Source organism: Methyloceanibacter sp. wino2, from assembly GCF_003071365.1.
GTDB lineage: Bacteria > Pseudomonadota > Alphaproteobacteria > Rhizobiales > Methyloligellaceae > Methyloceanibacter.
Window position 1 is genome coordinate 2581318 of record NZ_CP028960.1, and the last position, 18479, is coordinate 2599796.

At 64.5% G+C, this 18479-nt stretch carries 18 protein-coding genes; 8 read left to right on the forward strand and 10 right to left on the reverse strand.

Translation table 11 applies throughout. The features are described from left to right. The first annotated feature begins 85 nt into the window (after positions 1-85). From DCY11_RS12200 to DCY11_RS12210, 3 genes are all read left to right on the forward strand, one after another. Positions 86-625 carry an adenine phosphoribosyltransferase gene (locus DCY11_RS12200; protein WP_108683111.1) on the forward strand — a complete coding sequence of 180 codons (540 nt, stop codon included), beginning with the start codon at positions 86-88 and terminating at the stop codon, positions 623-625. A gap of 71 nt (positions 626-696) precedes the next feature. Next, positions 697-1776, forward strand: coding sequence for an S-methyl-5-thioribose-1-phosphate isomerase (mtnA, locus tag DCY11_RS12205; RefSeq protein WP_108683112.1), 1080 nt, complete (start codon positions 697-699; stop codon positions 1774-1776). 63 nt (positions 1777-1839) lie between these two features. Continuing rightward, complete coding sequence (locus tag DCY11_RS12210; RefSeq protein ID WP_108683113.1) at positions 1840-3120, forward strand: DUF4010 domain-containing protein; 1281 nt, start codon at positions 1840-1842, stop codon at positions 3118-3120. A gap of 82 nt (positions 3121-3202) precedes the next feature. On the opposite strand, the gene DCY11_RS15780 is transcribed toward DCY11_RS12210, so the two are convergent. Beyond that, the gene (locus DCY11_RS15780; protein ID WP_108683114.1) at positions 3203-3523 is read right to left on the reverse strand and encodes a hypothetical protein; all 321 of its coding nucleotides are present in this window, start codon (positions 3521-3523) and stop codon (positions 3203-3205) included. Positions 3524-3719: 196 nt separating this feature from the next. Continuing rightward, positions 3720-3956, reverse strand: a complete 237-nt coding sequence (locus tag DCY11_RS12220; protein ID WP_069443310.1) for a hypothetical protein — start codon at positions 3954-3956, stop codon at positions 3720-3722. 198 nt (positions 3957-4154) lie between these two features. Between DCY11_RS12220 and DCY11_RS12225 the strand changes: the two genes are divergently transcribed. The 3 genes from DCY11_RS12225 (at position 4155) to DCY11_RS12235 (ending at position 8461) form a co-directional block, all read left to right on the forward strand. Continuing rightward, positions 4155-6200: a bifunctional aldolase/short-chain dehydrogenase gene (locus tag DCY11_RS12225; protein ID WP_108683116.1), complete on the forward strand. Its 2046-nt coding sequence runs from the start codon at positions 4155-4157 to the stop codon at positions 6198-6200. Positions 6201-6347: 147 nt separating this feature from the next. Continuing rightward, positions 6348-7589 carry a methyl-accepting chemotaxis protein gene (locus DCY11_RS12230; RefSeq protein ID WP_108683117.1) on the forward strand — a complete coding sequence of 414 codons (1242 nt, stop codon included), beginning with the start codon at positions 6348-6350 and terminating at the stop codon, positions 7587-7589. Between the two features lie 131 nt (positions 7590-7720). Then, entirely contained in the window at positions 7721-8461 is a 741-nt protein-coding gene (locus tag DCY11_RS12235) for a DUF502 domain-containing protein (RefSeq protein ID WP_108683118.1), read from the forward strand. On the opposite strand, the gene ychF is transcribed toward DCY11_RS12235, so the two are convergent. The 4 genes from ychF to DCY11_RS12255 all read right to left on the reverse strand — a co-directional run bounded on the left by ychF (position 8458) and on the right by DCY11_RS12255 (position 12088). Continuing rightward, positions 8458-9555: a redox-regulated ATPase YchF gene (gene ychF / locus DCY11_RS12240; RefSeq protein WP_108683119.1), complete on the reverse strand. Its 1098-nt coding sequence runs from the start codon at positions 9553-9555 to the stop codon at positions 8458-8460. The two genes, DCY11_RS12235 and ychF, sit on opposite strands and share 4 nt — an antisense overlap. 45 nt (positions 9556-9600) lie before the next feature. Next, the gene (pth, locus tag DCY11_RS12245) at positions 9601-10215 is read right to left on the reverse strand and encodes an aminoacyl-tRNA hydrolase (RefSeq protein WP_108683120.1); all 615 of its coding nucleotides are present in this window, start codon (positions 10213-10215) and stop codon (positions 9601-9603) included. Between the two features lie 50 nt (positions 10216-10265). Beyond that, complete coding sequence (locus DCY11_RS12250) at positions 10266-10904, reverse strand: 50S ribosomal protein L25/general stress protein Ctc (protein ID WP_108683121.1); 639 nt, start codon at positions 10902-10904, stop codon at positions 10266-10268. Positions 10905-11059: 155 nt separating this feature from the next. Further along, the gene (locus DCY11_RS12255) at positions 11060-12088 is read right to left on the reverse strand and encodes a 2-dehydropantoate 2-reductase (protein WP_108683122.1); all 1029 of its coding nucleotides are present in this window, start codon (positions 12086-12088) and stop codon (positions 11060-11062) included. Between the two features lie 128 nt (positions 12089-12216). Here DCY11_RS12255 and DCY11_RS12260 point away from each other — a divergent pair, with 128 nt between their 5' ends. Further along, positions 12217-13515, forward strand: a complete 1299-nt coding sequence (locus DCY11_RS12260) for an alpha-hydroxy acid oxidase (protein ID WP_208430465.1) — start codon at positions 12217-12219, stop codon at positions 13513-13515. 4 nt (positions 13516-13519) lie between these two features. On the opposite strand, the gene DCY11_RS12265 is transcribed toward DCY11_RS12260, so the two are convergent. Continuing rightward, complete coding sequence (locus tag DCY11_RS12265) at positions 13520-13954, reverse strand: heme-binding protein (RefSeq protein WP_108683123.1); 435 nt, start codon at positions 13952-13954, stop codon at positions 13520-13522. 213 nt (positions 13955-14167) lie between these two features. Here DCY11_RS12265 and DCY11_RS12270 point away from each other — a divergent pair, with 213 nt between their 5' ends. Continuing rightward, positions 14168-15352: a glutaredoxin family protein gene (locus DCY11_RS12270; protein WP_245409362.1), complete on the forward strand. Its 1185-nt coding sequence runs from the start codon at positions 14168-14170 to the stop codon at positions 15350-15352. A gap of 18 nt (positions 15353-15370) precedes the next feature. Here the strand turns inward: DCY11_RS12270 and DCY11_RS12275 are convergent, their stop codons facing one another. The 3 genes from DCY11_RS12275 to pgeF all read right to left on the reverse strand — a co-directional run bounded on the left by DCY11_RS12275 (position 15371) and on the right by pgeF (position 18465). Then, positions 15371-16303: a ribose-phosphate pyrophosphokinase gene (locus DCY11_RS12275; protein ID WP_108683124.1), complete on the reverse strand. Its 933-nt coding sequence runs from the start codon at positions 16301-16303 to the stop codon at positions 15371-15373. A 166-nt stretch (positions 16304-16469) separates the two neighbouring features. Further along, complete coding sequence (locus DCY11_RS12280; protein ID WP_159079994.1) at positions 16470-17471, reverse strand: hypothetical protein; 1002 nt, start codon at positions 17469-17471, stop codon at positions 16470-16472. A gap of 208 nt (positions 17472-17679) precedes the next feature. Then, positions 17680-18465: a peptidoglycan editing factor PgeF gene (gene pgeF / locus DCY11_RS12285; protein ID WP_108683126.1), complete on the reverse strand. Its 786-nt coding sequence runs from the start codon at positions 18463-18465 to the stop codon at positions 17680-17682. Positions 18466-18479: the final 14 nt, after the last annotated feature.

Genomic DNA, 18479 nt, shown 5'->3' on the forward strand with positions numbered 1-18479 from the left:
CGGTGCACCTTCCGCTATCAAGGCGTTTCGCCTGCCTGTTGGCTTTCCCGACCGTTGGCCTTCCTGAATTGGAGACCGTTGCCCGATGACCACCGAAATCGACATCAAGTCCCTTGTGCGGACGATCCCGGATTACCCGAAGCCCGGCATCATGTTTCGCGACGTGACCACGCTGTTCGGTCATCCGTCCGGTTTCCGGGCCTCCGTCGAACAGTTGGTGGCGCCGTTCCAGGATCAGCGGGTCGAGTCCGTTGCGGGCATCGAGGCACGCGGGTTCATTCTGGGCGGGGCCGCGGCGGACCGTATGCATTGCGGCTTCGTGCCCATCCGTAAGAAGGGCAAGCTGCCGGCCAAGGCGATCGGTCAGGAATACGAACTCGAATACGGTGTCGATGTCATCGAGATCCATGAAGACGCGCTGAGCCCCGGCGAACCGGTGCTGCTGGTGGATGACCTGATCGCCACGGGCGGAACGGCCGTCGCGGCCGTGGAGCTGCTGCGTCAGCTCAAGGCCGAAGTCGTTGGCGCCGCGTTCGTCATCGATCTGCCGGATCTCGGCGGCAGTGCACGTCTCACCGAACTCGGCGTGCCATGCCACACGCTGATGGCGTTCGAGGGCGACTAACGCTACGGACGACCGGGGCCAAGGACCACTTGGGGCTCTACGGACCTCGGCAGGTGTGCTAAGGCGGTTCCATGAATATCGAAGGCAAACCGTATCGCACCATCTGGCTCGGGAGCGATGGCATCTCCGCGGAGATCATCGACCAGACCAAACTTCCTTTCGCGCTCGAGATCGTCACGCTGCGCACGCTCGAGGAGGCTGCCCACGCCATCTCCAGCATGCAGGTGCGGGGCGCGCCGCTGATCGGTGCGACGGCAGCCTATGGTGTGGCGCTGGCCATGCGGGAGGATGCCTCCGATGCGGGCCTTGCGAAGGCCTGCGACGTGCTGGCCGCCACGAGGCCGACGGCCGTCAATCTGCGCTGGGCGCTCGATGAAATGGTGGCAGAGCTTCAGCCATTGCCCGAAGGTGCCCGCGTTGCCGGTGCGTTCGCGCGGGCGGCGGAGATCTGCGATCAGGACGTCGAGACCTGCCGTAAGATCGGCGAGCATGGGATGGGGCTGATCGAGGCGCACGCCGAGCGGAAGAAGGGCAAGACGGTCAACATCCTCACCCATTGCAACGCCGGCTGGCTCGCCACCGTGGATTGGGGAACGGCGCTCGCGCCGATCTACCAAGCGTTCGACAAGGGGATTTCCGTCCATGTCTGGGTGGACGAGACCCGGCCGCGCAATCAAGGCGCGTCCCTGACGGCGTTCGAGCTGGGCGCGCATGGCGTGCCGCACACGATCGTCGCCGACAACACCGGCGGCCACCTGATGCAGGCGGGTCTCGTGGATCTGTGCATCGTGGGCACGGACCGCACCACGGCCAATGGCGACGTGGCCAACAAGATCGGAACTTACCTGAAGGCACTCGCCGCCAAGGACAACGGGGTTCAGTTCTTCGTCGCCCTGCCGCACTCGACGATCGACTGGACGCTCGACGACGGACGCGAGATTCCCATCGAGCAGCGCGATGCCAGCGAGGTCACCCACATGACCGGGCAATTGCCCGACGGTCAGGTCGCGACTGTCGCGATCGCTCCGCCAGGATCGGCCGCCGCCAACTACGCCTTCGATGTCACACCGGCGCGGCTCGTCACGGGCTTCATCACCGAGCGCGGCGTGACGCCGGCCTCGCGTGAGGGGCTGTCTCTATTATATTCGTAGAGGCAGGAGGCGCCGTCGTCGTGGCCCGTTGAGGGCCGGTAGTCCGCCGCGAGGAGGGCGCAGATGGAGCCGCACGATCTCATGGCCGACGCGATCCATTTCGGGATCGCCGTACTGCTTGGTGCCCTTGTCGGTATCGAGCGCGAGAAGCATCGCCGCGAGCGCAAATCGAAGACCGAGCAGACGGCGGGCTTGCGGACCTTCATCCTGTTCGCGCTCCTCGGCGCCTGCACGGCGTGGCTGGCCCGGCTCTTCGACTCTTATTGGATCGTGGCGGCGGGTCTTCTGATCACGGGCGCTTTTGTGGTGGCAGGCTACATCGCGACGACGCGCGGGCAGCAGGAGGCCGTGGGCCTTACCACCGAGGTAGCTGCCGTCATCGTCTTCGTGCTGGGCGCGATCGACATGCTGGGCGGCACCGAAATCGCCATCGCGTTGGCCGTCATCACCACGGCGGTCCTTGCCTACAAGGATCCGATGCATGGGTTCGTGAAGCAGCTCGGCTGGGACGATGTCTATTCCGGACTGCAGCTGCTGATCGCGACCTTTATCGCCTTGCCGCTCCTCCCCGATAAGCCGATCGATCCTTGGGGCGCGCTCAACCCGTACGAGCTCTGGCTCCTGGTCATCCTGATCTCCGGCCTGTCGCTGGTCGGCTACGCGATGACGCGCTGGCTTGGTCCCGGAAAGGGCGCGCTGCTGACCGGGTTTGCCGGCGGTCTCGTAGCGTCCACCGCGGTGACCGTATCGTTCGCCCGCGAGGCGCGGACCAACCCCGCCAATACAATGGCCTTCGCCAGCGGGATCTTGGTGGCGTGGGCGGTCATGTTCGTGCGCGTTCTCGTGGTCGTGGCGGTCGTCAACCGCGCGCTCCTCGGACCGATCTTCGTACCGTTCGCGGCGATGGCCTTGGTGGCGGCGGGGAGCGCAGGCCTGATCTATCTGCGCCGGCATCGGAATGGAAAGGACGTTAGCGCCCGGGAAGACTTGCGCGTGACCAACCCCTTCAGTGTCACGTCGGCGGCAAAGTTTGCGGCGTTCTTTGCGGTGGTGCTGGTCGCGGTCAAGATCGCGCAGGAGAACTTCTCCGACAGCGGCGTTTACGCCGTGGCGGCGCTCGCGGGGCTGACCGATGTGGATGCCATCACCCTCTCCATGGCCGAGCTTGCCAAGACGGGAAGTGCGCATGTTGCCGTGATCGCCATCGTCATCGCGTCGTTGGTCAACACGGCGGTCAAATGCGGGATCGCCTTCGTGCTCGGCGGCGTCGCGCTCGGCAAGCCGCTTCTCTTGGCCATCGGCGCGATGCTGGTCGCCGGTCTTGCAAGCGTGCTGCTGATCTGACCGGCGGCGTGGGCAACAAAAAACGCGGCGCCTCAAAAGGCACCGCGCTTCTTCGAAACCACACTCCTATGCGGCGGTCCTTCTAGATACCCACATAGACTCCGACACGGGGCCCGCGCCAGTAGCGCCGGCCATAGTAGGGGTAGCGGGGTCCGTAATAGGGACGGCCATAATAGCGATAAGGCCGATAGTAGGGGCGCCGGGAATATCGGTAAGGCCGGTAGTGGGGACGCCGGTAATAGTACCGCCGCTTATACCACCGCCGGACCGGCACGACTTCCGATGCAGTCGCTGGGCTGTATTTCAGTACCGCAGCGGCCGGCGTAGCCGATGCGGGTTTGGGGCTAGCCACAACGAATATGGCAAGAAGCCCCGCTAGGGTCGTGAAGAGAACGGAACGCATGAGATATACCTCGCGATCTTGGTGACCCTTCCTCGTAGACCTCTAACGTGGGCCTCCATGACCCAAAAGGGAAGCCCAAAGCGTTGAATTTTACGAATCTTTTGAAATTGCGGGGCTGTCTCAGACGCGTCTGGGCGCGAGTCCGCGCGCGTGGAAACCCATCGCAAAACCTGCGTCGGCTCAGGCCGGTTTCAGGCTATGCCAGCACCATTACGGCCATGAAGCCAAGCGTGACCGCGGCGGCCATCGGCGCCATCCAGCCCAGCAATTGAAACTCTGCCGCCCGAAGCTCTTTCAGCGCCGCACCATGGTTTCCGGCGGGCTGAGCACTGGCGGCCGTCAAGAGCGAGGCAGAATGCTTGGCGTGCCATTTCGGCCCAGGCCCGCGCATGTAGTGCCGCTCCGGCTTGTATGCGTCCAGGAATCTCCCCACGACGATGTCTCCCTCATCCCTAAGCGCCCCTTATGGTCTGATTATCCAGCCGAATTTGTTTCGAATCCGTATCGTCCTGGGGCGAAAATGAGGATTCTCGCGTCCAGCCGGTCCATTTCGGCCAGGGCATCGGCCGGGGGTCGGGAAATTTGAGTTCTCGTCTTGCCGGGATGGCGGAAACTTGCCACAACCCGCGCCATGAAGAGCCAATGGAATGACGACGAAGCGAAGCGCGCAGTCGAGGTCTATGGCGCCGACGGCGTCAATGAGGACATCGCCCTTCGCGTCTACACCACCCGCCTAATCGGCCGCGACCCGCTGCTGGTTCTGCATGGCGGCGGCAACACGTCCGTGAAGACCCGCGCGGTCGACGATCTCGGCCAGGAGCACGACGTCATCGCGGTAAAGGGCTCCGGCGCCGACATGGCGGAAATCGAGCCTTGGGGGCTTCCTACCGTGAAGCTCGGTCCCTTGCGGGAGATGCGCGCGCTCGATGCGCTCTCCGACGAGGCCATGGTCAACACCCAGCGGCTCAACCTTCTCAATGCCTCCGCGCCCAACCCGTCCGTCGAAACGCTGCTGCACGCTTTTCTGCCGCACAAATTCGTAGACCACGCCCATGCGGCGGCGGTCCTGTCGCTCGTCGACCAGCCCGACGGCGTGGCTTTGGCCCGCGAGGTCTATAACGGGCGCATGGGGATCGTCCCCTACATCGCGCCCGGCTTCGACCTCGCCAAAGCGGCGGCCGATGTCTTCGACGAGAAGCCCGATGTGGAAGGGATGATCCTGCACAAGCACGGGATCTTCACGTTCGGCGACACGGCGCAGGACGCTTATGAGCGCATGATCGAGATGGTCTCGCTCGCGGAGAGCCGCCTGCGCCAGGGCCGGCCCGTCGTCTTCCAGGGCGCCCATATTCCAGAGGCGCCGGCGAGCGCCGCGGAGATCGCGCCGATCCTGCGCGGGGCCTGCGCCATCCACCGTCCGGGGCAAGAGCCGACGCGCTTCATCGCCGAGTTCCGGTCGAGCCCTGCCATCCTCGACTACGTGAACGGAGCCGAACTCACCTCCTACAGTCAGCGCGGCGTGGTGACGCCCGACCACATCATTCGGACCAAGAACAAGCCGCTTGTCGTGCCGGCGCCCGAGTCCGGAAAACTCGACGCGTTTACCCAGTTCGTTGAAGCCGCCGTCGAGACTTATGTGGCGGAGTACGACCTGTACTTCGCGCGGGAGAACGAGGCCGTCGGCGGCACCAAGACCAAGCTTGATCCCATGCCACGCGTCATCCTCGTGCCGGGGGTCGGTCTGTTCGGGCTCGGCCGCTCGGCGAAAGACGCGGCTATCGCCGGGGATCTCGCCGAGAACACGGTTCGCGTCATCACCGACGCCGAGGCCATCGGCCGTTACGAGCCGCTGCCCGAGAGCGATCTGTTCGCCCTCGAATATTGGAGCCTGGAGCAGGCCAAGCTTGCCAAACAAGTGGTCAAGCCCCTCACGGGCCAGGTGGCCGTGGTGACGGGCGCCGGTGCCATCGGCACGGCGACGGCCAAGGCGCTTGCCGGCGATGGGGCCGCGGTTGCCGTCCTCGATGTGGATGGCGACGCTGCCGCCGAGGCCGCGCGGGCGGTCAAGGGCATCGGCATCGCTTGCGACGTGACAAAGCCGGACGATGTGGCCCGCGCCTTCGAGGCTGTCTGCGCGCGCTTTGGCGGGGTCGATATCCTCGTGTCGAATGCGGGTGCAGCCTGGCAGGGACGCATCGGCGATGTTCCCGACGAGGTCCTGCGCAAGAGCTTCGAGTTGAACTTCTTCGCGCACCAGACCGTGGCGCGCGAGGCGGTGGCCATCATGCAGAAGCAGGGCACGGGCGGTGCGCTTCTGTTCAACATCTCCAAGCAGGCCGTCAATCCGGGACAGAATTTCGGTCCCTACGGCCTCCCCAAGGCGGCCACCATGCTGCTGATGCGCCAGTATGCGCTGGACTATGGCGCGGAAGGTATTCGCTCGAACGGCGTCAACGCGGACCGGATCAGAAGCGGGCTTCTGACGGACGAGATGATTGCCACGCGGTCGAAGGCGAGAGGCGTCACGGAGACGGACTATATGGCCGGCAATCTGCTCCACGCCGAGGTGACGGCCGACGATGTCGCCCAGGCGTTCCTGGCCCTTGCCAAAGCGCGCAAGACGACCGGCCATGTGGAGACCGTGGATGGCGGCAACATCGCGGCGGCGCTGCGTTAGCCAAAAATCTCTGTACCCCCTAAAGGGACTATTAACCACAACAGTCGAAGCTGCGATCACCACGGGGTGTGTCGGGGCAATCCTGCGCGGGTGGGTCCCGGTCGCACGCGATCGGCTTATTTGGCGGTAGTGGATTTGAGCTTTCAAATGGATCTCAGCAAGAAATTTTCTCTTTACTTCGGCGCCACGGCCTTGGTCGCTGTTATCGTGACGATCACCTTGCAGATGGTCGTCCCCGGTGTCGGCGGAGCCATACTGCTCGCGCTGTGTGTTGCCACGCTACTGGGCGCCGGCGCCGGTTATTTGTGCGGGCGATCGCTTTCCCGTGCGCTTCGGGATCTCCATACCGTGATCGAGCGTCTGACCAAGTGGGACACGGCCGGAGATGTGCCCCATACGGCGCGCCGCGACGAGATCGGCGTCATGGCCAATGCGCTCAAGACATTTCAGGCCGATGCCACGAGTTGGAGCGAATCCCACCAGAGCGAGCAGGACAGCCAGATCGAGGGGCGGCTTGCCTCGCAGCGGCGGACCGAAGAACTCATCCACCAGTTTCGCGGCTCCATCGCCGGCTTGCTCGGCGCGTTCGCCGACAGCGCACGGCAGATGGACGATACCGCACGGCTCCTGTCGAGCGTTGCCATCGACACGAACGACCGCGTCACCGTCGTGGCTTCGGCGTCCGACGAGGCCTCGGCGAATGTCCAGTCCGTGGCGGCGACGGCCGAGGAACTGGCCGTCTCCTTCAGCGATATCGGCACACGTGTTTCCACCGCCAGCAAGATCGTCGACCAGGTGACCGAAAACGCGCGCATGGCCAACCACAAGGTTCAAAGCCTCACCGAAGCGGCGGAGCGGATCGGTGACGTGGTCGATCTCATCCAGGATGTTGCCGCTCAGTCCAATCTCCTGGCGCTGAACGCCACGATCGAGGCCGCGCGTGCCGGTGAGGCCGGACGCGGGTTTGCCGTCGTCGCGGGCGAGGTCAAGACGCTGGCCGATCAGACGGCCAAGGCGACCGACGACATCAAGAAACAGATCGATGCGATCCGCTCTTCAACGCACAGCGCGGTCGAGGCCATGCAATCCATCGTGACCACGATGGGCGACGTGAACCAGAACACGCAAGAGATCGCCGGGGCCGTTCAGCAGCAATCGGCGGCGACCTCCGAGATTTCCCACAGCGTCCGTCAGGCGGCGCGCGGCACCGAGGACGTGGCCTCGCATATGCCGGACGTCACCAAGGCCGTGGATGAGACGAACCAGTCCGCGGCGCAGATGCTGCAGGTCAGTAAGGATCTCTCGCGCCATGGCGAGCAGCTCCGTCACACGGTCGAAAACTTCCTGCGCCGCGTTGCGGCCGCCGATGCGCTGAAAAACGCCAGCTGACGCCCGCGCGGCGCAGCACACAGTTTCCAGTACCGCGTAGAGCCGCCGGGGCTTTTTGTCCCGGCGGCTTTTGCGTTTGGCCCTGATGTCCTGGATGGGCTAGCGTCCGGTTTCAAAGTGGAGGTTTCCCCGTGGGCCGCATCTTCCGAGTTTTCCTGTCCGGCGCCCTCGCGCTGCTGCCGATCATGGTCACGATCCTGGTCACCGCGTGGCTGGGGTCGCTGGTGGCCACCTATGCGGGGCCTGGAAGTTTCCTCGGCAATCTCATCACCCATCTCGGGCTGAACCTGTCGGGCTCGTCGCACGTGGCCTATTTCATAGGGCTCGGCATCATTCTGGGGCTGATCTTCCTGCTGGGCCTTGCGGTGGAATCGGGCCTGCGAAACTGGATCTCCAACAGTTTCGACTGGTTCATGATGCGCATTCCGCTGGTGTCGAATGTCTACGACATCTCGAAGCGCTTCGTTGCGATGATGGATCGCGGCGACGACGAGGACAGCCTGAAAGGCATGAGCCCCGTCTGGTGCTTCTATGGCGGCGAGGGGAGCGCGGCGACCCTGGCGCTCATGCCCTCGCACGAACCGGTGGTCATCGGGGAGCGGACCTATGTGCCCGTGCTGGTGCCGTTTGCGCCGGTGCCCTTCGGCGGGGCGCTCGTCTATGTGCCCGAAGAGTGGGTCAAGCCGGCCGATGGCGGCGTCGAGAGGCTTGTGAATGTCTACCTGTCCATGGGCGTGACCCCGCCCAAGGGCATCCCGCCGGAAGGTGTGATCTTGGACGGCGAGACTGCGGAAGCGGCTGCCGGGGCCGCAAAGGCCGCTCAGCCCAAGCGCCCCGCGAAGACCAAGGCGCAGGACGAGAGCAAGGCCTAGTTCGCGAAGCGGAAGTGCAGGACGTCGCCGTCCTTAACCACATACTCCTTGCCTTCGAGGCGTAGCTTGCCCGCATCGCGCGCGCCGGCCTCGCCACCTAGATCGACATAGTCGTTGAAGGCGATCGTCTCGGCCCGGATGAAGCCTTTCTCGAAATCGGTGTGGATCACGCCGGCCGCTTGCGGTGCGCGGGTGCCGCGCTCGATGGTCCAGGCGCGCGCTTCCTTAGGCCCCACCGTGAAATAGGTGAGGAGGTCGAGCAACTTGTAGCCTTCCTGGATCAGCCGGTTGAGGCCCGGCTCCTCGAGGCCCAGATCGGCGAGATAGGACCGTCGCTCTTCGGTGTCGAGCTCCACCAGCTCGGATTCGATCTTGGCCGAGATCACGACGCAGCCGACATCTTCCTTGGTGGCGCGCGCCAGAACCGCTTCCGAGAGCGCATTGCCAGTTCCGGCCGAGGCCTCGTCCACGTTGCAGACATAAAGAACGGGCTTCGAGGTCAAGAGGCCGAGTGAATGGAATGCTTTGCGGTCTTCGTGATCCACGGCGGCGTAGCGCGCGGGCCTGCCTTCGCGCAGCACGACCAGCGCCCGTTCCAACAGCGCCAAGGTCTCCTTGGCTTCCTTGTCCTGGCCGCGAATCTTCTTTTCGAGCGCGGGCACGCGCCGCTCGAGGCTCTCGAGATCGGCCAGCATCAATTCCGTTTCGATGGTCTCCGCATCGGCGAGGGGGTCGACCTTGCCGTCGACGTGGACCACATCGGAATCCTCGAAGCAGCGCAGCACGTAAGCGATGGCGTCGACCTCGCGAATATGGGCGAGGAACTGGTTCCCCAAGCCTTCGCCTTGGGAGGCACCGCGGACGAGACCGGCGATGTCGACGAAGGTCAGGCGGGTCGGGATGGTCTGCGCGGAACCTGCGATCTCCGAAAGCTTGGCGAGGCGCGGGTCGGGGACCGGCACGTCCCCCACGTTCGGCTCGATCGTACAGAAGGGGTAGTTCGCGGCCTGCGCCGCGGCGCTCTCGGTAAGAGCGTTGAAGAGGGTGGACTTGCCGACATTCGGCAGTCCCACGATGCCGCATTTGAATCCCATATCCTGCTTTGGCTCCTGTCGCGCCGCCCCGTCGTCTTGTCCGGGCTAGTCCGTTTCGCCTTGCGTTTCGTTTCCGGTGTCGGCCCGCATGAGGTCCCGCGTCTCATGGGCGACCTGGGTCTGAAACTTGTCCTTCTCGCCTTTGGCAAGGATGGGGGCCGCGTCCGACATCGCCGCAAGCACCGGCTCGAGCCACTCCATGTCCGCCTTGGCGAAGTCGCGCATGACGTGACCGATGACACGTTCGCGGTGGCCGGGGTGACCGATACCGATCCGCACGCGCATATACTCGTTGCCCAGATGTGCCGTGAGCGACTTGAGCCCGTTGTGACCGGCGACGCCGCCGCCGATCTTCACGCGCACCTTGCCGGGCGCAAGATCCAACTCGTCGTGGAAGGCGACCACATCGCTGACGGGAATCTTGTAGAAGCGCGCGGCTTCTCCCACCGAGCGCCCCGACTCGTTCATGAAGGTCTGTGGCTTGAGGAGAAGCACCTGTTCGCCGCCCAGCCGCCCTTCGCAGGTCAACCCCTGGAAGCGCTTGCGCCAAGCGGCGAATCCATGTGCGGCGGCCATGACGTCCACAGCCATGAAGCCGACATTGTGACGGTTGAAGGCGTATTGCGCCCCCGGATTGCCGAGGCCGACAAAGAGCTTCATCGCGTCGTCCCGTCTCGCGGCCCGAACGGCCCGTCAGACGAAGGAGAAGACTACTCCTTCGTCTCCTCGGCTTCTTCGGTCGCTTCCTCTTCGGCGCCTTCTTCCTCCTCGCCCGCATCGTCGCCACCACGGCCGGCGATGGTCGCGACGGTGAAGTCGCGGTCGGTGATCGTGGGGACAGCGCCCTCAGGCAGCGTCACGGCCGAGATGTGGATGGAGTCGCCGATCTCCATTCCCGCCAGATCGATCTCGATCGCTTCGGGAATTTTGTCGGCCGGGCAGCGCAGGGAAATCTCGTGGCGGACCACGTTGAGTACGCCGCCACGCTTCAGGCCCGGGGAGGCGCCTTCGTTGAGGAAGTGCACCGGCACGTCCACGTCGATCTCGGCGTTCTTCGCGAGCCGCAGGAAATCCACATGGATCGGGAAGTCGCGCACCGGGTCGACCTGCACGTCGCGCGGGATGGCCCGGATCTTCGTGCCGTCCATGTCGAGCATGTAAACCGTGCTCTGGAAGTGACCGGTTTGAATCTGCTTGGAAACTTCCTTCGTCTCCAGAGCGATGTTGAGCGGCTCGTCGCTGCCGCCGTAAACGATGCCGGGAATGCGCCCTTCACGGCGAATTGCGCGCGCGCCACCGGTTCCGGTGCGCCCTCGCGACCACGCCTTGAGCTCGATCGCCTCAGCCATTTGATCCTCCGAACGTCTGAAATAGTGAGGGGCCGGAAACCGGCCCCCAGAATCGGGCGCGGCGCTCTGATCGTGGTCGCCGCGACGGAATTTGAGAGGCTTATAGCCTAAGGACACCTAAGAAGACAATCGCCTATCGGCGCTGTTTTTCGGCCCTAAAGCGCGCCCGAGACCGCCTCCGGTGAGAGGCCCGGCGACCCCTTCTTGGCCGTTTCGGCCTCTTTGACGAGCGCCAGGACCCGCCGGTTCAGCGGGGTGGGATGCCCGACCTGATCCGCCAGCCGGATGATTTCCCCTTGGAGATAGTCGATTTCGGTGTGCCGGCCGGCCTGCAGGTCCTCCCACATGGACGAGCGGGCGTTCTTGTCCATGGAGAGCATCCGCTTGGCGGCGACCCGGAACAGGGCGTCAGGGAGTCGCAGGGCCAGCGCCAAGACCCGCTGCGGCACGCCTTCATAGGGTGCGTACCGGATCCCGGCGGCATTCAGGACCGCCAAACCCTCGCCGAGCTGCCGGGCCACGAGCGCCCGCCAGCGCCGGTCGCCGAACTGCTCGACGATCGGCAGGCCGGACAGGGCATTGAGCCCATTGTTCAGATTGACCAGCAGTTTGCCCCACAACACCGCTTCGATGTCGTCTCGCTCGGCGACCGGCATGTGTTGAACGTCGAGCACGGACCGCAGCCCGGTCGTCGTCGTCTCGACCTGGATCACACCGCCGCTCGCGCGGTGAAAGCGCGGCGGGGCATCGGCCGGGCGGTTCTGAACCACATTGAACGGGACCATCGCGTCGACCACGCGCTCGGGTCCGAGGTGCTCCCGCAGAATGCCCGCGTTGGAGACGCCGTTCTGCAGGCTCACGGCGACGGCATCGTGGCCGGCGTGCTCCGCGATCAGGGCGGCCATTGCGTCGGTATCGTGGGACTTGACGGCGACGAGGATGAGCTTTGCACCGGCGAGGGCCTCGGACGGGGCCGAGCTGAGCTTCAACCGATCCGGGCCGAGGTCGATGTCGTGCCCCTCCAAGTCGGAGCAATGGAGACCGTGCCGGGAAATCTCGGCGGCGAGCGCGGGCCGGGTCAGCAACGTGACGCTGCGCCCGGCTGCGGCGAGACGCGCGCCGACATAGCAGCCCACGCTGCCGGCACCGGCAACCGTGATGGGAAGGTCGTTCGTTTCGGTCATGAAAGCCGGCCCGGCCCGATGGAAGGAAATGAGCCCATATCGTGGTGTGATGGCCGCTTTATGGATGGGCCCAGAATTCGACGGTACGGCCTCGGGCAGGCTATAGTAATCTATCTGGCTTGGGATGGGTGTTGCACGAATGGGCGCAGCCGAAGGCTGCCGATCTGCGCAAAACGGGGACTGCGCACGTCATGTATGAAGAGTTCGACGGCCTTATATCCGGCGTGCCCGCGAAAGGGGTGACCGGTGCCGACAGGGAGAACCCGCGCGGCGGCGCAATGATCCGGCCATCGACCTTGGCCAATCATCCGCACGACCTTCGCGACAAGGCCAAGCGGCATCTCCCCGCAATCGTCTTCGATTTTCTCGAAGGCGGTTCCCACGACGAAATCACCATGCGGCGGAACCGGGCGGACTTCGATGCCGTGCGCCTTCGCCAGCGCGTGTTCGACCATCCCGTCATCCGGACCACGCGCACCACGCTTTTCGGGCAGGTCGCGTCGATGCCCGTCGCTTTGGCCCCCATCGGCATGGGGGGCGCATTTCATCCGCACGGGGAAATTCATGCCGCGCGCGCGGCCTCGGCCTTCGGCGTGCCCTATTGCCTGAGTTCGTTGGCCTCGTGCTCGATCGAGGAGGTCGCCGCCGCCGTCGAGACGCCATTCGTGTTCCAGCTCTATTTGATGAAAGATCGCGACATCAATGCATCGCTCCTGCAGCGGGCGGAGCAAGCCAAGTGCCCCGCGCTGATGGTCAATGTCGACACGGCCGTGCAGGGACGCCGCAACCGCGATCTCGACAACGGTGTGAGCATTCCGTTGAATTTGCGGATCTGGCAGTTGTTGGACATCGTGCGCCGGCCGAGATGGGTCTGGCGCTATCTGCGCAACAAGCCTTCGCTCGGCAACCTCGCAGCCTATTGCCCGGATGGGCGGGACCTTCCTTCGGTCTCCGCCTGGGCCGAGCCGCGGTTCAAAGGCGCGGTCACCCGGGACGATCTCGAATGGCTCCGGAACAACTGGTCCGGCAAGCTGATCGTGAAAGGGGTTCTCGACCCCGAGGATGCGAAGATTGCCGCCGATCTCGGCGCGGACAGCGTCGTGGTGTCGAACCACGGCGGGCGGCAGCTCGACAGTGCCGCGAGCTCGATAGAGATGCTGCCGCGCATACGCGATGCTGTCGGAGATTCGGTGGAGCTGGTCCTCGACAGTGGCGTCCGTTCCGGCTTCGACGTGTTGAAGTCGCTCGGGCGCGGCGCGGATGGCTGCCTCTTGGGACGGGCCTACATCTACGGTCTCGCGCCCTATGGCGAGCGCGGCGTGGCGGCCGCGCTGTACCTGGTTGCGCAGGAACTCGACGAGGCGATGACGCTGACCGGAACGGCCGACGTCAACGCCTTGCCCGAGAATCTGGTTTTCGGCCCTTGAGGGGTTAGGTGCGCCAGGGATGCGCCGGCATCTCGGACACGCCGAGAACGGCGACACCGGCGGCCGCGACTTCATGATCGTTGTCGACCGTGCTGCCGCTCACGCCGATTGCGCCGACCAGGACGCCGTCCTCGTCGACGATCGGCAGGCCGCCCGGAAACGTAATCAGGCCGTCGTTGGAGTGCTCGATCCCGTAGAGCGGTTTGCCGGGTTGTGAGAGCTGGCCGAGCGCGCCGGTCGCCATGCCGAAGAAGCAGGCGGTCGTCGCTTTCTTGATGGCGATGTCGATGGAGCCGACCCAAGCGTCGTCCATGCGCATGAAGGCCTTCAGATTGGCACCGGAGTCGACCACGGCGATGCACATCTGCGTGTCCAGTTCGACGGCCTTCTTGCGGGCTGCTTCGATGACTTGTTCGGCATTCTCGAGATTGACGTGCATTCCTCATCTCCTCCTCGGTGGGTCAGGCCGCGTCCATCGGCAAGCCTGGGGATTTTGTGTCAGCCGTTCTTGTGAAGTGTTTGGCACCTGACGGTAGGCGGTTAGCATGTCACGCGATTGACCAGGGTACCAGATGCTCAAGACGCAGCACGCTACGTCCTTGCGGCACGTAGCGTTTCTACTTCTGGCCTTTATTGAAGTTCAAACTCCCGTATGACGAACGACTCGCCTCAACCCTTTCCCTCAAAGATCAGCCAAAGCGCGACGCCCGCACGGGTACGCATCGCGCTCGCGATTTTGCTGCTCGGCGTCTTCGTGCTGATGCAGCTGCGGCTGGGGGAGGAGCCCGCATCCGGTGACGTCCTGGCTTGGCGGGACGATGGGCGGCTCCACGTCTTCGTGCATCCGGACTGCCCGCATTGCCATGACGCGCGCGCGTTCCTCCGGGATCATCCTGAGATCGACTTCGACATTCATGACGTTTCAACACCGGCGAACGAACGGTTGTTCCGTGCGGTGGCACGAGACTATGGCCTTTCCGAACGGGACCTCGGCGTCCCGCTTTTCATTTTCGGCGACCAGCACATGCTCGGCTTCGACCGTCCTGAAACGACGGGCGTGGAGCTGTTGGCGATGGTGCGCGGCGACGTGCAGGAGAACACGCAGTCAGCAGGCCATATCGATTTGCCGATCATCGGCACGATCGATCCAGACCGGTATTCATTGGCCGGCTTGGCGGTGATCATGGGGCTGGCCGACGGCTTCAACCCGTGCGCCATGTGGGTGTTGATCTATTTGATCTCGCTGATCGCGGGACTGAAGGACCGCGCGAAGATCTGGTGGCTGGTAGGGACCTTCGTGCTCACCTCGGGCATTCTTTATTTCCTGCTGATGACCGCCTGGCTCAACGTGTTCCTCGTGGTCGGATATGTGCGGCCGCTCACCGAGTTCGTCGCGCTCCTCGCCATCGGGTTCGGCATCAGCCATCTCTATGAGCTGGCATGGACGCGCGGCGTGATCGAATGCGAGGTCGGTGACGTCGCGCAGCGGCAGCGGACCATGTCGCGCATCCGCGATGTGGTGGCGGCCCCTGTCGGTATCGTCAGTCTGGTGCTGATCGTCGGGCTGGCTTTCGCGGTGAACGCCATCGAGTTCGTCTGCTCGGCCGCGCTGCCGGCCATCTTCACGCACGTGCTGGCGCTAAGCGACGTCTCCACGTTCGGCTACTACGCCTATATCGCGCTCTACGTCGTCTTCTTCATGCTGGATGATTTGATCATCTTCGGCTTGGCGGCCTTCGCCGTACAGAGCTTCGTCGACACGCGCTATGCGGTGTTCAGCCGGTTCGCCGGCGGCCTGGTTCTGATCGGCCTCGGTTTCTGGATGCTGATGCGCTAGGGCGCCTGTCAGAGACGCCTAGTAGAAGAGGCTGGAGACCGACTTCTCTTCCGCCGTGCGCGCAATGGCTTCGCCGAGCAGCGGGGCGATCGACAGGACGCGGATGTTGTGCGCGTTGATCACCGAGTCGCTGGGCATGATCGAATCGGTGATCACCAGCTCCTTCAACTGCGAGGCCATGACGCGGGCGATGGCGCCGCCGGACAGGACGCCGTGGGTGATGTAGCCGGTGACCTGCTTGGCGCCCTGTTTCAGAAGCGCTTCGGCCGCGTTCACCAGCGTGCCACCCGAATCGACGATGTCGTCCATCAGGATGCAGCTGCGTCCGGATACGTCGCCGATGACATTCATCACCTCGGACTCGCCAGGCCGCTCGCGGCGCTTGTCGACAATGGCGAGCGGCGCATCGATGCGCTTCGCAAGGCCGCGGGCGCGAACCACGCCGCCGACATCCGGCGAGACCACCATGAGGTCATCGTTCCCCATGACCTCCTTGATGTCACCGACCAGCACGGGCGCGGCGAACAAATTGTCGGTCGGAATGTCGAAGAAGCCCTGGATCTGGCCCGCGTGAAGGTCGAGCGTCAGAACGCGATCGGCGCCGGCGCGAACGATCATGTTCGCGACGAGCTTCGCGGAGATGGGCGTCCGGGGCCCCGGTTTCCGGTCCTGCCGCGCGTAGCCGAAATAGGGGATGACCGCCGTGATGCGCCGCGCGGACGCCCGCTTCAGCGCATCGCACAGGATCAGGAGTTCCATGAGGTGATCGTTGGCCGGCGCCGAGGTCGACTGGATGATGAAGACATCCTCGCCCCGGACGTTCTCCTGGACTTCGACGAATATCTCCTTGTCCGCAAACCGTCGGACAACGCAGCGCGCAAGTGGCGTATCGAGATAGTTGGAGATTGCCTCAGCGAGAGGGCGGTTGCTGTTGCCTGCAACCAGTTTCATGCTCTTGTTCCCCGAAACCCAGCCAATGTGACGTCAGCCGAGGGCCTCCGACACACCCGGGCCGCTTTTAACAAGCGTGTGGCACCTCTGTAAACGTTCGAAGTTATCCATGCCCAGTTGTTATGGTCGCGGGCCGGGCGGCAGGGGCGCCGGAGACCCTTGGGCGTCATTGAACCAGCTTCTTGATGCCGGGCACGGCGGCGCCGGCCGCGGCGTCGGCAATCGAGCCCCACGGACCGTTCAGCGAGCCTTTCGGGATGACGTTCTCCTGGGTCACGGTGCCTTTGACCTTGCCGCTCGGCTCCAGAACGCGCCAATCGATGCGGATTTTTTCCTTCGAAAGCCCAGCGGTGGTCAGCTTCACCGTGCCGTTGACCGTGTAGACGTTCGAGCCCCGGGTCACGACTTTGACCCCGGAGCTGCGGAGCTTCTTCTGAAGGGCCGAGGCCAGACTGCGGCTGCCATCGCCCGGGGCGCCCGAGACGGACCCGATTTTGACGCCCGAGGGTTTCGGGCCGGAAGCCGTGCGGGAGTTCGACGCGGCCGCTGCCCCCGTGGCGGCTGCGGCTCCGGTCGCCGCCGCGGTGCGGCCCGTAAAGGAGGAGGAAGACGGCGAAGAGGAGGAGCTGGCGGTGGGCTTCGCAGCACCGCCCCCACGTCCGCCCGGCAGGTTCGCAGCCAATTGCGAGGCCGTGCTGTTGGCGATGTTGGCCATGGCCGTGGAGTTCAACCCGCGCCAGGGATTGGCGCTGGATCCCCCGGACACGACCTCCTCGCCTGAGACCCGGGTGACGCGCTTGCCCGCCGCGTCGTCCACGTCCCACACATAAGAGATCCTGGAGCGGCTGCCTTCGGCGGCCGTCAGGAGGTAGCCCCGAAGCGTGTATTCCGCCTCGGCGGAACCGCTGGGGAGGATGGTGAGATTGCGATCGGCCCCGGCAGTTTGAAGCGCCTGGGTCAGCTGGCTTGTCACGTTCTTGGGCGGACCGACAACGGGGCCCATGGCGATCTTCGGGGAACTGGCGAACAAGCCGCCGGCGCCCTGCATGATGTTGCCCATGCCCGAACCGCCGCCGCAGCCTGTCAGAGACAGCGCGGCCGCGAGTAGCGCGGCTGCCGTCAGGACGAAGCCCAGGGCGTGTGTCGTTCTGTATCGCTTAGCGGCCAACCGCTCGCTCCCTCGTTGGCTGCACACGGTTTTGCGCGCTGCGCGCGTGCGCTCCCAACGTCGTTTCCAACCAGTGTTCTTTTGGCGGGGCCAACGTCTCAAGCCGGCCAGATTGATAATTCCGGCCAACCATACTTGGCAGGCCCCGAGGGCGTCCAGACGCCCCGCCCGTCCCGGAGCCGACGGATCAGTCTATGGTGAATCCTAATCAGGTAAGCACGATGGCGGAAATTTGGCGGCCATAATCTGCCTCGCCGTGATGTTGCGACCGGCGATAGCTGTAAAGGCGGGTTTCGTCGTAATAGGTGCAAATCCCGAGATCGTAGATATTGCTTACGCCGGCCCGGTCCAGCCGGTCGGCGACATAGGCGGGCAGGTCGAAATGCGGTTCCCCGGTGCCTTCGTCATTGGCGAAGAAGGCCTCGGCATCGGGCTCGGTTTCGAGGAAGCGGGCCTTGTAGTCCTCGCCCACCTCATAGGCTCCCTGGCTGATGGCGGGGCCAATCGCGGCGACGATCCGGTCCGGTGCGGCGCCGAGCCCCGTCATGGCCTGGACCGTGGCCTCGACGATCCCGGTGAAGGCGCCGCGCCAGCCCGCATGGGCCGCGCCGACAACACGCGCTTCTGGGTCGCATAGAAGCACCGGGGCGCAGTCCGCCGTGACGATCCCGACGACGATGCCCGGTGTGGCGGTGACCACCGCGTCGGCTTCGGGGCGCGTGTCGGTCGCCCAGGTCTCGTCGGCCACGGCGGCGATGTTGGTATGCTTTTGATACACGGTCGCGAGCTTGTCTGGCGTCGCGCCCAGCAGCCTTGCGACGCGTGTCCGGTTCTCCGTGACGGCGTCGGGTGCGTCTTTCGAGCCCACGCCGCAGTTCAGAGATTCATAGAGACCTTCCGAGACCCCTCCGAGCCGCGTGAAGAACCCGTGGTCGATGCCGTCGATCTCGGCGAGAGTGCGGGCCTGAATTCTGAGTTTGTCGTCGGTGATCATTGGAATGTGCTCAA

Coding starts and splice junctions, on each gene's coding strand:
- DCY11_RS12265 (WP_108683123.1), bottom strand. CDS start 13,954: ATGCACGTCAATCTCGAGAATGCCGAACAAGTCATCGAAGCAGCCCGC.
- DCY11_RS12255 (WP_108683122.1), bottom strand. CDS start 12,088: ATGACCGAAACGAACGACCTTCCCATCACGGTTGCCGGTGCCGGCAGC.
- DCY11_RS12270 (WP_245409362.1), top strand. CDS start 14,168: ATGACGAACGACTCGCCTCAACCCTTTCCCTCAAAGATCAGCCAAAGC.
- DCY11_RS12230 (WP_108683117.1), top strand. CDS start 6,348: ATGGATCTCAGCAAGAAATTTTCTCTTTACTTCGGCGCCACGGCCTTG.
- DCY11_RS12225 (WP_108683116.1), top strand. CDS start 4,155: ATGAAGAGCCAATGGAATGACGACGAAGCGAAGCGCGCAGTCGAGGTC.
- DCY11_RS12210 (WP_108683113.1), top strand. CDS start 1,840: ATGGAGCCGCACGATCTCATGGCCGACGCGATCCATTTCGGGATCGCC.
- pth (WP_108683120.1), bottom strand. CDS start 10,215: ATGAAGCTCTTTGTCGGCCTCGGCAATCCGGGGGCGCAATACGCCTTC.
- pgeF (WP_108683126.1), bottom strand. CDS start 18,465: ATGATCACCGACGACAAACTCAGAATTCAGGCCCGCACTCTCGCCGAG.
- DCY11_RS12250 (WP_108683121.1), bottom strand. CDS start 10,904: ATGGCTGAGGCGATCGAGCTCAAGGCGTGGTCGCGAGGGCGCACCGGA.
- DCY11_RS15780 (WP_108683114.1), bottom strand. CDS start 3,523: ATGCGTTCCGTTCTCTTCACGACCCTAGCGGGGCTTCTTGCCATATTC.
- mtnA (WP_108683112.1), top strand. CDS start 697: ATGAATATCGAAGGCAAACCGTATCGCACCATCTGGCTCGGGAGCGAT.
- ychF (WP_108683119.1), bottom strand. CDS start 9,555: ATGGGATTCAAATGCGGCATCGTGGGACTGCCGAATGTCGGCAAGTCC.
- DCY11_RS12200 (WP_108683111.1), top strand. CDS start 86: ATGACCACCGAAATCGACATCAAGTCCCTTGTGCGGACGATCCCGGAT.
- DCY11_RS12275 (WP_108683124.1), bottom strand. CDS start 16,303: ATGAAACTGGTTGCAGGCAACAGCAACCGCCCTCTCGCTGAGGCAATC.